This window comes from Conexibacter sp. SYSU D00693, from assembly GCF_017084525.1.
Classification (GTDB): Bacteria; Actinomycetota; Thermoleophilia; order Solirubrobacterales; family Solirubrobacteraceae; genus Baekduia.
In genome coordinates, this window is record NZ_CP070950.1 from 1,344,925 (window position 1) to 1,357,483 (window position 12,559).

At 75.4% G+C, this 12,559-nt stretch carries 10 protein-coding genes; 4 read left to right on the plus strand and 6 right to left on the minus strand.

Translation table 11 applies throughout. The features are described 5' to 3' along the window. Nucleotides 1-7: 7 nt before the first annotated feature. The 3 genes from JUB12_RS06755 to JUB12_RS06765 are packed head-to-tail and all read right to left on the minus strand — an operon-like array spanning nt 8 to nt 5,190. On the minus strand, nt 8-1,222 hold the full coding sequence (locus JUB12_RS06755) for an ABC transporter ATP-binding protein (RefSeq protein ID WP_205698860.1): 1,215 nt from the start codon (nt 1,220-1,222) through the stop codon (nt 8-10). Further along, a complete protein-coding gene (locus JUB12_RS06760; RefSeq protein WP_205698861.1) occupies nt 1,223-3,544 on the minus strand; it encodes a pyruvate, phosphate dikinase in 2,322 nt (773 codons plus the stop codon). Nucleotides 3,545-3,549: 5 nt separating this feature from the next. Continuing rightward, a complete protein-coding gene (locus JUB12_RS06765; RefSeq protein WP_205698862.1) occupies nt 3,550-5,190 on the minus strand; it encodes an NAD(P)/FAD-dependent oxidoreductase in 1,641 nt (546 codons plus the stop codon). Nucleotides 5,191-5,354: 164 nt separating this feature from the next. Here JUB12_RS06765 and JUB12_RS06770 point away from each other — a divergent pair, with 164 nt between their 5' ends. Genes JUB12_RS06770 through JUB12_RS06780 form a run of 3 tightly spaced genes read left to right on the plus strand, consistent with a single transcriptional unit; the run spans nt 5,355 to nt 8,248 of the window. Next, nucleotides 5,355-6,950, plus strand: coding sequence for a PEP-utilizing enzyme (locus JUB12_RS06770; RefSeq protein ID WP_205698863.1), 1,596 nt, complete (start codon nt 5,355-5,357; stop codon nt 6,948-6,950). A gap of 15 nt (nt 6,951-6,965) precedes the next feature. Further along, nucleotides 6,966-7,610 carry a TetR/AcrR family transcriptional regulator gene (locus tag JUB12_RS06775; RefSeq protein WP_205698864.1) on the plus strand — a complete coding sequence of 215 codons (645 nt, stop codon included), beginning with the start codon at nt 6,966-6,968 and terminating at the stop codon, nt 7,608-7,610. After that, on the plus strand, nt 7,607-8,248 hold the full coding sequence (locus tag JUB12_RS06780; RefSeq protein ID WP_205698865.1) for a TetR/AcrR family transcriptional regulator: 642 nt from the start codon (nt 7,607-7,609) through the stop codon (nt 8,246-8,248). The genes JUB12_RS06775 and JUB12_RS06780 overlap by 4 nt, the downstream gene beginning before the upstream one ends. On the opposite strand, the gene JUB12_RS06785 is transcribed toward JUB12_RS06780, so the two are convergent. Next, nucleotides 8,245-9,840 carry a PEP-utilizing enzyme gene (locus JUB12_RS06785; RefSeq protein ID WP_205698866.1) on the minus strand — a complete coding sequence of 532 codons (1,596 nt, stop codon included), beginning with the start codon at nt 9,838-9,840 and terminating at the stop codon, nt 8,245-8,247. The genes JUB12_RS06780 and JUB12_RS06785 overlap by 4 nt on opposite strands. Nucleotides 9,841-9,918: 78 nt before the next feature. Between JUB12_RS06785 and JUB12_RS06790 the strand changes: the two genes are divergently transcribed. After that, nucleotides 9,919-10,548: a TetR/AcrR family transcriptional regulator gene (locus JUB12_RS06790; protein ID WP_205698867.1), complete on the plus strand. Its 630-nt coding sequence runs from the start codon at nt 9,919-9,921 to the stop codon at nt 10,546-10,548. Here the strand turns inward: JUB12_RS06790 and JUB12_RS06795 are convergent. After that, the gene (locus JUB12_RS06795) at nt 10,545-11,597 is read right to left on the minus strand and encodes a tyrosine protein kinase (protein WP_205698868.1); all 1,053 of its coding nucleotides are present in this window, start codon (nt 11,595-11,597) and stop codon (nt 10,545-10,547) included. The genes JUB12_RS06790 and JUB12_RS06795 overlap by 4 nt on opposite strands. Nucleotides 11,598-11,603: 6 nt before the next feature. After that, entirely contained in the window at nt 11,604-12,482 is an 879-nt protein-coding gene (locus JUB12_RS06800) for a hypothetical protein (RefSeq protein WP_205699717.1), read from the minus strand. Nucleotides 12,483-12,559: the final 77 nt, after the last annotated feature.

The window sequence follows — 12,559 nt, forward strand, 5'->3', positions numbered from 1 at the left end:
GGGCCGTTCACGCGTCCATCCCCAGCGGCCCGCGCGCGGTGCCCGAGAGGAACTGGCGCACGAACGGCGTCTCGGAGGCGAAGACCGCGTCGGCGAGGCCGCTCTCGAGCACCTGCCCGCGCCAGACGATCGAGACGTGGTCGGCGATGCGGCGGGCCAGCGCGACGTCGTGGGTGACCACGACCATCGTCCCGCCGTACTGCGCGTGCTGGTCGGCGAGCAGGTCGCCCAGCAGCGCGGTGCGCACGGGGTCCAGCCCCGAGTCGGGCTCGTCGCACAGCACGATGCCGGGGTCCATGACCAGCGCGCGCGCCAGGCCCGCGCGCTTGCGCATGCCGCCCGAGAGCTGGTTGGGCATCCGGTGCGCGGCGCCGAGCAGGCCCACGTCGGCGAGGTGGCGCTCGACGACCTGGCGCACCTCGTCCTCGTCGAGGTCGGTGTGCTGACGCAGCGGGAAGGCGACGTTGTCGTAGACGTCCATCGCGCTGAACAGGGCGCCGTCCTGGAACATGACCCCGATCTCGCTGCGCAGGTCCAGGACCTCGGCGCGGCTCATGCGGCTCAGCGCGCGGCCCCGGATGAGGACCTCGCCGCCGTCGGGGCGCATGAGGCCGATGACGTGCTGGAGCAGGACGCTCTTGCCCGTCCCGGAGGGACCGAGCACGACGGAGACGACGCCCGCGGGCACCTGGAGGTCCAGGCCGCTGAGCACCGTCGTCGGCCCGAACGCCTTGCGCAGGTCGCGCGTCTCGATCGCCAGCAGCGACGGGTCGAGGGGTCCCGCGGCCGTGGCCGGCGGCGGGGCCGGCCGCGTCTCCTGCGTCACCGGCGCGCCGCGCTCCTCGGCCACCGCGCGCAGGGCGGTGCGCAGCATCGGCTCCACCTCGAGCAGGCGCAGCGCCGGGCCCTCGGCCCGCACCGCGCCGGAGACCACCGCGGCGGGCAGCGCGAGGCGTCCCTCGGCGAGCCGCTCGGCCGCCGCGCCGTCGAGCTGCACCGTCACCTCGGCGGGCTCGTCGAGGACGACCGCGGGCTCGTCGCGGTCGAGCAGGAGCGTCACCGCGCGGCCGTCGCCGGCGAGGCGGAACGCGACGCTCGTCCGCGCGTGGCACAGCCGCGCGCGCAGGCCTTCGTCGGTGCGCAGCGCAGCCTCGAGCGCCCCGGCGAGCCGGTCGGCGCCCGCGACCTCGCGGCGCATGCGCTCGTCGACGGGCACCGTCACCTAGGGCCGCCCTGCACCGGCCATCGCGAGGTACCGGCTCACCGCCTCCACGCGGTTGGCGGCCCCGAGCTTGCGCAGGATCCGGGCGACGTGGCCCTTCACCGTCTCGGGCGACAGGACGAGCTCCTCCGCGATCTCGCGGTTGGAGCGTCCCGCGACCATCCCGCGGAGGATGTCCCGCTCGCGGTCGCTGAGCGGTGTCTCGGTCGCCGGCGCGTCGGGCTGGCCGTCCCACGCGAAGAGGGGACGCAGGCCCGGGCCCGACGGCAGCTCGAGGGCCGCGTGCTCGAGCTCGGAGAACAGCGCCTGGGCCGAGGCCGTGAGGTGGCGCAGCTCGCTGGTGACCTCCCGCACGCGCCGGCGCAGGAGCACCTGCTCGAGGGCGACGCCCAGGACGCCGGCGAGGTCGACGACCGACGCGTGCTCGGCGTCGGTGACCTCGGGCCCGTCGCGGTCGACGACGAGCACCGCCAGCGGCGTGCCCGACGGGCTGACGGCGCCCAGCGCGAAGGCCCGCAGTTCGAGCTCCTCCGCGAGGGTGCTCGCGGTCCACGCGCCCGTGCCGCCGCGACCCAGCGCCGCGGCTTCGACGGTGCGCGCCTGGAGGGCGACGGGCCGGGCGAGCACCTGGCGGCGCAGGCGGTCGCTCGCCGGGTCGGCCAGCGCGCCGCTGTCCTCGGCGGTGAGCCGGGTCGGGCCGACGGTCAGCACGAGCGCGCGGTCGAACCCGAGGACCTGGCGGGCGAGGTCGGCGCCCTGCGCGAAGAGGCCACGGACGTCCTCCGCCGCGCGCAGGCGGTCGAGCAGTGCCAGGAGCGGGGCGCCGGGCCCCTGCGCCGTGGCGTCCTGCTCGGCCGGCGCCGGCGCCGGCGCCGCGTCGGGCGTCGCGGAGCGCAGCGGCGTCGCCACGTCGGGGTGCTCGTCGGCCCACGCCCGCAGCGTGCGCAGGTCGGGGTCCTCGTCGACGCTCGTGGCGACCGTCGGCAGCTCGCCGGCGTACACCTCGCCGCGGCCGCCGTCGACGGTCACGACCTTGCCGCGCAGGCGGTCGACGGTGCCCGCGCCGCAGCCGACGACGCACGGACGGCCGAGCTCGCGGCTGACGACGGCGGCGTGGGAGGTGGACCCGCCCAGCTCCGTCACGATGGCCGTCGCGGCGATCATGCCGTGCACGTCGTCGGGGTCGGTCGTGGGGCGCACGAGCACGACCTCGCGCTCGTCGGCGAGGTCCTCGGCCTCCTCGGCGTCGACGGCCACGAGGCCGGACGCGACGCCGGGGCAGGCCGGCTCGCCGGAGGCCAGCAGCTCGGCGCCGGCGCGCGCCTCGGCCGGGACGTGCGGGCGCAGCAGCGCGTCGACGTCGGCCTTGCCCACCCGACCCAGGGCCTCGGCGGGCGTCAGCAGCCCCTCCTGGGCCAGGGCCACCGCGAGGCGGACGGTCGCCTCGGGCGAGCGCTTGGCGGCTCGCGTCTGCAGCAGCCACAGCCGGCCCGCCTCGACGGTGAACTCCACGTCCTGGACGTCGCGGCCGTCCTGCTCGAGGCGGCGGGCGGCGGCGAGCAGCTCCTCGAGCAGCGCGGGCTCGCGCGCGCCGAGCTCGCTGAGCGGCAGGGGGTCGTGGCGGCCCGACACGACGTCCTCGCCCTGGCCGCGCGGCAGGTACTCGCCGAAGGGCTCGGGGGCGCCGGTCAGGGGGTTGCGGCTGAACAGCACGCCGGTGCCCGACCGGTCGTCGAGGTTGCCGAAGACCATCGCCTGGACGGTGACGGCGGTGCCGCCGTCGTCCGGGAGCCCGTGGTGGCGGCGGTAGGTCTGCGCGCGCTCGGAGTGCCAGGAGGCGAAGACGGCCGCCGCGGCGTCGGCGAGCTGCTGCCACGGGTCGTCGGGCGGCGCGTGGCCGACGACCTTCGTGAACTGCTCGACGAAGCGGCGGCGGCTGTCGGCGGCGAACGCGGCGTCCCCGGTGGCCTGCGCCACGCGCTCCTGCACCGCCGGCGCGAGGCCGAGGTTCAACACGGTGTCCATCATCCCGGGCATGCTGCGCGCGGCGCCCGAGCGGACGCTCAGCAGCATGGGCACCGCGCCGCCGGCGAAGGTCCGCCCGAGCTCGCCCTCGAGCCAGGCGACGCCCTCGTGCAGCGCCTCGCGCGCGCCGTCGGGCAGCACGCCGCCGGCCGCGTGGAAGGCCGAGCACGCGGTCGTGGGCAGGCAGAAGGCGGGCGGCACCGGCAGGCCGAGCGCGCGCATGCGGTTGAGCCCCCAGGCCTTGCCGCCGAGCAGCTCGCGGCCCAGGCCGACCGTCCCGTCGAGGCGGACGAGCACGGCCGCTACCCCGCCGTCACCAGGCGGCGCAGGCGACGCGCCGCCCCGCTGCCCTGACCGTCGCCGGTGCGCTGCACGAACGTCCGCGCCGCCACGTAGCCGGGGATGCCGCTGATCCCGCCGGTGGGGTGCGTGCCCGCGCCGCTGATCCACAGCCCCGGGACCGGGGTCTCGTAGGCGCCGAAGCCCTGGGCCGGGCGCAGCGGGCCGAAGCGGGCCGCCGCGGGCTCCACGTGGTAGACGTTGCCGTCAGGCACGTGGAAGCGCTCCTCGAGGTCGGAGACGTGGAAGACGCGACGCCCGACCTCCAGGCTGTCGAGGCCCTCGTAGACCTCGGCGCAGTCGGCCAGGACGCGGTCGCCGATCGCGTCGCGCACCGCCTCCCAGGGCTCCTGCGGGTGCATCGGCGTGATGCCCGACCACAGCCAGAACGTGTCCTGGCCCTCGGGCGCCTGGGTCGGGTCGATGGCCGAGGGCACGATCCCGATGAAGCAGATCGGATCAGGCCAGCGCCCGCCCACCGTCTCGTCCCACGCCTGCACGTGCTCCTCGAAGGTCTGCCAGCTCACGATGGGCTTGCGCAGGTCCAGCCCGTCGTCGCGCCACGTCCGGATCTTCTCGGCGATCTCCAGCCGGCCCGAGACGGCGACGTCGATCTTCAGCGTCCCGGTCTCCAGCACGGCGGTCGGGATGCTGTCGGCCCGGCGCTGCAGGTGGTCGGGCAGCAGCCCCTTGGGCAGCATCTGCGCGAGCGTCGCCTTCGGGCTGCAGGTCGCCATGACGTGGCCCGCGCGCAGCTCCTCGCCGTCGTCGAGGACCACGCCGACGACGCGCTCGCCCTCCACGAGCAGCGTCTCGACCTTCGCCGACGTGCGGACCTGGCCGCCGAGCTCGGTGAGGCACGAGTGCAGCGCGTCGGTCAGCGCGCCCGTGCCCCCCTGGAAGCGCGTGGACCCCGTCCGGTGGCACATGCCGACGTAGATGAGCCCCCAGGCCGTGCCGTCCTGCTTCATCCAGCAGAACGGCGGCATCGACGCGAGCGCGCCGCGGACGAGCGGGTGGTCGAAGCGCTCGGTGATGAACTGCTCGTGGGAGGTCGTGAGGAACTGCGTCAGTGGCCAGAGGTCCTTGCGCCGGCGCACCGCCGTCGGCAGGGCGGCGAGCACCGTGCGCGGATCGGGCCGCGTGGGGTGGCTGAGCATGAACGGGATGGCCAGGTCCATCGCCGCGTCGAGGCTGCGCGCGAAGTCGAGGTAGGCGGCGGCGTCCTTGCGCGAGAACCGGAGCAGCTCGTCGGCGGTGCGCCGGGGGTCCTCCCAGAACGCCAGGGAGGCGCCCGTGTCCTTGTCGACGTGGACGTGGAACGGGTCGGCCGGCAGCTGGACCAGGCCGTGGCGGCGCAGCTCGAGGTCGCGCTCGATGGGCGTCGCGCGGAACAGCGAGGCCTGGATGCCGCCCTCGTTGACGAGGTGCCCGGGGGCGCCCGCGATCACCGGGTTGGTGCTGATCATCCCGCCGACGGTCGGCGAGGCCTCCAGCACCGTGACCGCCCGTCCGGCCTTGGCCAGGTAGCAGGCGGCCGTCAGCCCGTTGTGGCCGGCGCCCACCACCAGGACGTCCGGTTCGAGGCCGTTCATCTTGTACATGGCTGCCGACGGTACACGGTGTTCGGACAGCGTGTGTCTTTTTTTCTCAGGCGGCGGTCCGGTGCTTGTGCCGCGGCGGTCCGGTGCGGTACACATGCTGTTCGAACATGCCGTCCCCGAACGACAGGAACCCGGTGTCCGCCGAGCCGCCCAATCCGGTGCACATGGCCACGTCCGAGCATGTGCGCTGGACCACCGTGAACTTCGCCGAGGCCATCCAGGGGGTGCAGAAGCCCCTGAGCTGGGGCATGTGGTCGCTCTCCATGGAGACCTCGGTGCGCCGGACCTTCGGCGCGCTGGGCGTCCTCCCCGCCCGGGAGGTGCCGGTGCCGGCGAGCGCCGACGAGCGGATGAGCGGCATGTTCTTCGGGCGGGCCGCGGGCAACATCGAGGTCTTCCGCCGGATCGGCGACGGCATGCCGGGCAGCTCGGGCGACGTCATCGAGGAGAAGCTCTTCGGCAAGGCGCCCGTCGGCGAGCCGTCGCGCAAGCCGCTGTCGGCGCTGCGACGCTACCCCGTCGTCGCGGTCAAGCTGCCGCGCGCCGCCCGGCGGCCGCCGCGCGAGCTGCGCCCGATGCGCGCCCGGTTTCGCACGTGGTGGCAGGACGCCGTCCTCGACCACCCGCCGCGCGACCTCGCCGAGGCCCAGGCGCTGCTGCGCGCGTCGGCCGACCGCTTCATCGAGGTCGGGGTGCTGCACGCGACGACGACGCTGCTGGCCAGCGCGCTGCTGGACCAGCTCGGCGCGCTGGCCGAGAAGGCCGTCGGCGACCGGGCGCTGGCGATGGACCTCGCGACGGGCTACGGGTCCATGGAGGAGACCGAGCTCATCGAGGACCTGTGGTCGGCCTCGCAGGGGCGCCTGGCCATCGAGGCGCTGCTGCACCGCCACGGCTACCACGGGCCCGACGAGGGCGACCTCTCCAGCCGCACCTGGCGCGAGGACCGGGCGCCGCTCGACGCGATCCTCGCCTCCTACGCCAAGAAGGACATGGCCAACCCGCGCGAGCGCGAGGTCCAGCAGCTCGCACGCCGGCAGGAGGCCGAGGCCCGGCTGCTGGCCGGCCTCGCCGCCGCCCGGCGTCCGGCGGCCCGGCTGACCATGCGCCTGGCCGGTCGCTACATCCCGCTGCGCGAGATCGGCAAGGCCGCGTTCCTGCACGCCCTCGACGGGGCCCGCTGCGCGGCCCGCGCAGGCGGCCGCGCGCTCGCCGACGCCGGGCACCTCGACGACCCCGACGACGCGTTCTTCCTCACCTTCGACGAGTTCCTGGGCGAGCCGTCCGGCGACCTGCGCGAGCGCGTCGCCGAGCGCCGGGAGCGCCACGAGCGCTACACGCAGCTCGTCCTGCCCCCGTCGTGGACCGGCCCGCCCGTGCCCATCGAGGTCGACCCCGACGAGGGCGCCGCCGCCGACGCGCCCAGCGCGCTGCAGGGCATCGGCGTCGTGGGCCGCCGGGTCACGGGCCGTGCCCGGGTCGTCCACGACCCCATGGACGCCGACCTCGACGACGGCGACATCCTCGTGTGCCGCACCACGGACCCGAGCTGGACGCCGCTGTTCATGCTCGCCGACGCGCTCGTGATCGACACGGGCGGGCAGATGAGCCACGGGGCGATCGTCGCCCGGGAGCTCGGCGTGACCTGCGTCATCAACACCGTCACGGGCACGCGCGACATCCCCGACGGCGCGACGATCACCGTCGACGGCAGCGCCGGGACGGTCGAGATCGGGACGGTCCCCCCGGTGCCCGCCTAGGCTCCCGGGCAGCACGTGCCGTCGGTCACCCGCAAGCCCCGCCTCAGCCGCGCCGAGCGCCAGGAGCAGCGCCGCGACGCCATCCGCCGGCGCCTGCTGGCCGCGCTCGAGGCGCTGCTCGACGACGGCGGCAGCTTCACCGAGCTGCCCGTCGAGGCGCTCATCCGGGAGGCCGGCGTCGCGCGGTCGACGTTCTACGTGTACTTCGAGGACAAGGGCGACCTGCTGCTCACGCTCGCCCAGGACGTCGTCGACGACCTGCTGGTCGGCGCCGCCGACTGGCTGAGCCTGGAGGCCGGAGCGACCCAGGACGACCTCGAAGCCGCCCTGCGACGCTTCGCCGCGACCTACGTCCAGCACCGGGTCATCGTCGCCGCCATCGCCGAGACCGCGCCGCACGACGCGCGGCTGGGCGAGCTGCTCGACACGCGGCTCGACCAGCTCGTGCGGGAGCTCGCCGGGCACCTCGCCGCCGGCCAGGAGCGCGGGCTCGTGCGCCGCTCGCTGGACCCCGAGCCGATCGCCGTGTGGGTCAGCGCCCTGCTCGAGCGCGGCCTGCACCAGCTCGCCGGCCCCGGCACCCCCGCCGAGCCCGACCGCGCCGCCGCCGCCCTGGCGCCGCTGCTGTGGAACGCCCTCTACCGGGAGCCGGCCGCGTGAGCGCGACCGACCGGCGGGCCGCGGCGCGCAGCGGTCGCCGGGCCGAGCTGGGCACGAAGCTCCTGCCCGCGGTCGAGCGGCTGCTCGCCGACGGCGCGAGCTTCACGGAGCTCAGCGTGGACGAGCTGCTGGCCGAGGCCGGCGTGGCGCGCTCGACCTTCTACAAGGCCTTCGAGGGCAAGGGCGACCTGCTCGTCGAGTGGCTGGGCCAGATCGTCGACGAGCTCGAGCAGGCCGCCGACGCGTGGTTCACGCTCGGCGGGGACGCCCGGCGCGAGGAGCTCGCCGCGGCGCTCGCCGAGACGATGCGCGCCTACGCCCCGCACGCGGTGGTGATGAGCGCCGCGTACGAGGTGGCGCCCTTCGACGCCGCCGTCGGGGCGGCCCTGCACGACCTGTCGACGCGCGGGGTCGCCGGGCTGCGCCAGCACCTCAAGCGCGGCCAGCGCGAGGGCTGGGTCGACGCGGCGCTCCCGGCCGACGAGACCGCGACCTTCCTCACCGCGATGGGCGAGCGCGCCTACCAGCAGCTGCGCCGGCTGGGCGCCGAGCACGACCTCGACCGGTTGCGCGCCGCGCACACGGACCTGGTCTGGCACGCCCTCTACGCGCACGCGCCGGCCCACGCCCCGGGCTAGGCCGGCGCGGGCTGCGCCCCCACGGCCTCGAGGACGTCGACCGTCCCCTTCGACCCGTCGACGCGGACGAGGTCGCCCGTGCGGATCGCGGCGGTCCCGGTCCGCGTGCCGGTGACGCACGGGATGCCCAGCTCCCGGGCGACGATCGCGCCGTGGCTGATCGGTCCCCCGATGTCGACGACCAGCGCCGAGGCCATGACCATCACCGAGGCCCAGCTCGGGTCCGTCGTGCGGCAGACGAGCACCTCCCCCGGCTCGAGCTCCTCGTCGCCGTCCGGGTCGACGATGAGCCGCGCGCGGCCCTCGACGACGCCGGGGCTCACGGCGATCCCGGAGACGACCACCTCCTCGCGCGCGCCGCGGCCGTCGCCGCGCGGCCGGGGCTCCGGCTCGCCCTCCCACGACTCGGGGAGGTCGAGCTCGAGGTGGCGCTCGTGCGCCGCGCGGCGCTCGGCGGCCACCTCGCGCAGGCCCGGCGCCGGCACCGGGGCCAGCAGCTCCTCGAGCGTGAGCATGAAGACGTCCTCGGGGTCGTCGAGCACGCCGTCGGCGACGAGCTCACGCCCGAGCGCGCGAGCGGCGGTCCGTGCCACGTCCGAGCACTGCAGGAACGTCGCCTTGCCGACGCCGCGCAGCGGGATGAGGCGCCCGGCCAGGGCGAGGACGAGCCGGGCCGGCGGGCGGCGCACCGGCGCCAGCGCGCCCAGCAGCTCCTGCTCGGCGGCGCGGCGCTCGAGGGCGCGCCCGGCCTCGACCGCGCGCGGCTCGCGCTCGTCGGGCAGGTCGCGGTAGGAGGCGGCGAGCGCCTCCACCGGGTCCGGCCGCAGGCGCCACGTGCGCGCCGACAGCTCGCCCTCGTTGGGCCCGTGGAAGCCGTGGCGGCGCAGGAACGCCTCGAGCTCCAGGCGCCCGCGCGAGAGCGCCCACATGTCGGCCACCACGTCGGTCTCGGCCATGTCGCCGTAGCCCGTGACCAGGCGGATCTCGAGGCCCGGCCGGCCCGCCCGCTCGGCCAGCGCGCGGACCTGCTCGTACAGCGACTGGCAGAGCATCGCCGCCAGCGTGTGCGGGCGCATGACCTCCTCGTGGCGCCGCGCGGCCTCGGCGAGGACGGCGCGGGCGGCGGCGGCGCTCGCGGGCGGCGCGTCGAACGTCGTGCGCTCCCACCACGGACGGATCTCCGCGGAGGCGTCGCGCAGGCGCGCGGCGACCCGGGCGACCGCGAGCGGCGCCTTGGCCGCCACCGCCGGGTAGCGGCGCCGGCTCGAGCGGTCCTCGAGCCCGGGTCGCACGGTGCCGAAGATCTGCTGCTCGATGGCGTCGGCGCTCGTGCCGGGCATGAGGTCGCCCAGCCAGCGGAAGGTGTCGAGGTTGGCCGCGGCCCGGCCGAGGAAGAGGTCCCACATCCGCTCCTCGCGCCGCTCGGGCGCCCGGACCTCGGAGGCCCTGAGCACCCCGAGGTCGCAGAACGCCCCGCGGAACGCCCGCTCGACGTTGTCGCCGAAGAAGCTCCAGGTCAGCGGCGTCACGACGCCGGGCAGGGCCTCCCCCGCGTTGATGGTCGACCACGCCACCGGCCTCTCGCCCGTCATCGGACGACCCTACCCGCAAGCTGAAAGGTCTTTCAACTTCGGGTGGGCAGCGGCCGCCCGGCGTGGCAGGATGGGCCCATGGCGGAGGTCGCAGCCCCGGTCGGACGACGCGAGCGCACGCGGCGCCGGCTCCTCGACGCCGCCCGCGAGCTCATCACCGAGAAGGGCGTCGCGGGGCTGCGCATCCAGGAGATCACCGAGGGCGCCGGCGTCGCGCTGGGCTCCTTCTACAACCACTTCGCCTCCAAGGAGGAGCTCGTCGAGGCGGTCGTCGGCGAGAGCCTCAGCGCGCTGGCCGAGACGGTCTCGCGGCCGACGGGCGCCGACCAGGACCCCGCCGAGCTCGTGTCCAACGCGATCCGGCGCTTCGTCGCCCGGGCCTACGAGGACCCCGACTTCGCGCGGCTCGTCGTCCACCTCGAGCACGCCGACGCGCTGTTCATGTCGGCCGTCTGGCCCGCCGCCCACGCCGCCCTCGAGGAGGGCGTCGCCGCCGGGCGCCTCAAGCCGCTGCAGGTCGACCTCGCCGTCACGACGATCCTCGGCGGTGCCCTGTCGCTCATGCGCGCGATCGTCGACGGGCGCATCGGCCCGGGCGCCGAGACCGCCTACGCGGAGATGTGCCTGCGGGCCCTCGGCCTCCCCGCCCGCCAGGCGGCGGCGGTGGCCAACCGGCCACTGCCCCCGCTGGTCGACGCGACCGGCTAGGCGGCGCCCTCCACCGCCAGGAACCGGTCGCGCATCGCGCGCTGGAAGTCGTCGAACCAGATCTCCTGGTAGCTGGCGTGGGTCGTGCGGCCCCGCTCGTCCTGCCAGCGGAAGACGGAGTCGTGGAAGGAGACGTTGGGCCAGGCCGGCAGCGTCGCGGTGGCGAGCGCCTCGCCGCTGAAGCGGTGCGCGGCGCCGGTCTCGTCGACCAGCTCGAGCTCCTGGCGCAGGGCCATGTAGGTGAAGGGGTCGCGCTCGAGCACGTCGCGGCGCACCGAGCGCACGTCGCGGGCCTCGCCGTCCACGACGATCCACGCGAAGTGGTGGGTCGGGCGGTCCGGCGGCACCTGGTAGATCCCCGCCCACGCCGGGTCGGTGTCGGGCGCCTCGAAGGACACCTGGCTGAGCACGAGGTCGTCGCCGAACCACATCGGCGACCAGCCGACCGGCGGCACCGGCACGGCGCCCTGGCGCTCGACGCGCACCTGGCGCCACGACCGGTCGCGCGGCGCATGGCAGTCGACGGCGAAGCGCTCGCCGCGCAGCACGAGCTCGCCGGTGACGTGCATGAACTGCTCCGAGCCGCCCGGGGCCATCGACGCGTCCTGGCGCTCGTCCTCGCCCGGCATGACGTGCCCGCGGGCGAAGAGCGGCGTCACCGCGGTCTGCGTGACGTCCAGGGAGGTGCGTCCGTCGTTGCTGGTGTAGCTGATGCGCGCGACGCGGCCGGGCTCGAGCAGCTCGATGCGCAGCCCGTTGGCGGTGGTGATCGAGTGCCCGTCGATCGCCGGCCAGGGCATCGTCATCTCGTAGTCGACGAAGTCCATGTCGGTGACCTGGACGTTGCCGCGCCCGCGGAAGAGGCAGACCCCGCCCTGGCAGAGCGGGAAGGCCGGCTGGTAGCGGACGTAGAGGAACGCGCCGATCTCGGCCTCGGGGATGCTGAAGCCGAAGTAGTGCGTGTGGATCGTGTGCGGCTCCCACGCCGCGCCGTCCTCCGGCAGGGGCAGCCAGAGGTCCGACGCGGCGGGGTGGGTCTCGAGCGCCATCGCGGGCTAGGAGGCCGCCGCGCCGAGCGCCGGGGCGGGTGCGCCGACGGGGACCCGGCCGGGCGCCGGCGCCCCGGGCACCGGCGCGCTGCCGGGGACCGGGGGCGGCGGGTCGCCCGACAGCGCCTCGCGCAGGAGCTCGAGCTTGGTGAGCCTGCGCACCTGCTCGGCGGGACGCCCGACGAGGAAGCCGAGCATCCACACGACGTAGAGCGCGAGCAGGAACGTGGCGAGGGCCGCGAGGTGCGTCCACACCAGGGAGATGCCCTCGTTGTTCAGCGTGATCCACATCGGCCAGCCGATGCCGGCGTTCGTGATGCCGTCGACCATCGGGATGATCGGGATCACGCCGAGGATCCGCCAGCCGGTGAGGTGGGGCCGCAGGCGGTAGATGAGCGCGCCGCCGATCATCGGCATGAGCGGGTTCATGAGCGTCCACCACAGCGGCAGGCCCCAGAAGTCCAGCGGCTGGGAGCCGTAGTACTCGTAGGCGCCCAGGAGCACGCCCGGGCTCTCGAGCCAGATGTTCACGCCGCAGTCGATGAGGTACAGCGCGAACATCCCGCGGGCGGTGATGCCGGCCGCGTACAGGCGGTAGGCGATGTACGCCAGGCCGCCGACGTACCACGTGTAGACGAACGGGATGAACAGCGGCATCGTCCGGTCGAGGATCGTGTACGTCGAGAGCTCCGCGCCCTCCTTGATGTAGCAGAGCCCCATCGTGTCGACGATGGGCTCCCAGACGCACGCGAGGAGGCCGCCGGCGAGGCAGACGAGCAGCAGCGGCTCCTTGCCCGCGCGCAGGTGGCGCAGGCCGATGGTGAGCAGGAGCGCCACCGGGATGCCCAGGAAGATCGTGAAGATGATCTCGGGGGTGAGCGGCATCACGCTGTCGGGATGCACGGGGATCGCTGCGAGCACGTCGAACGGCACGGGTCTCCTCCAGGACTCGGTGTCGCGGC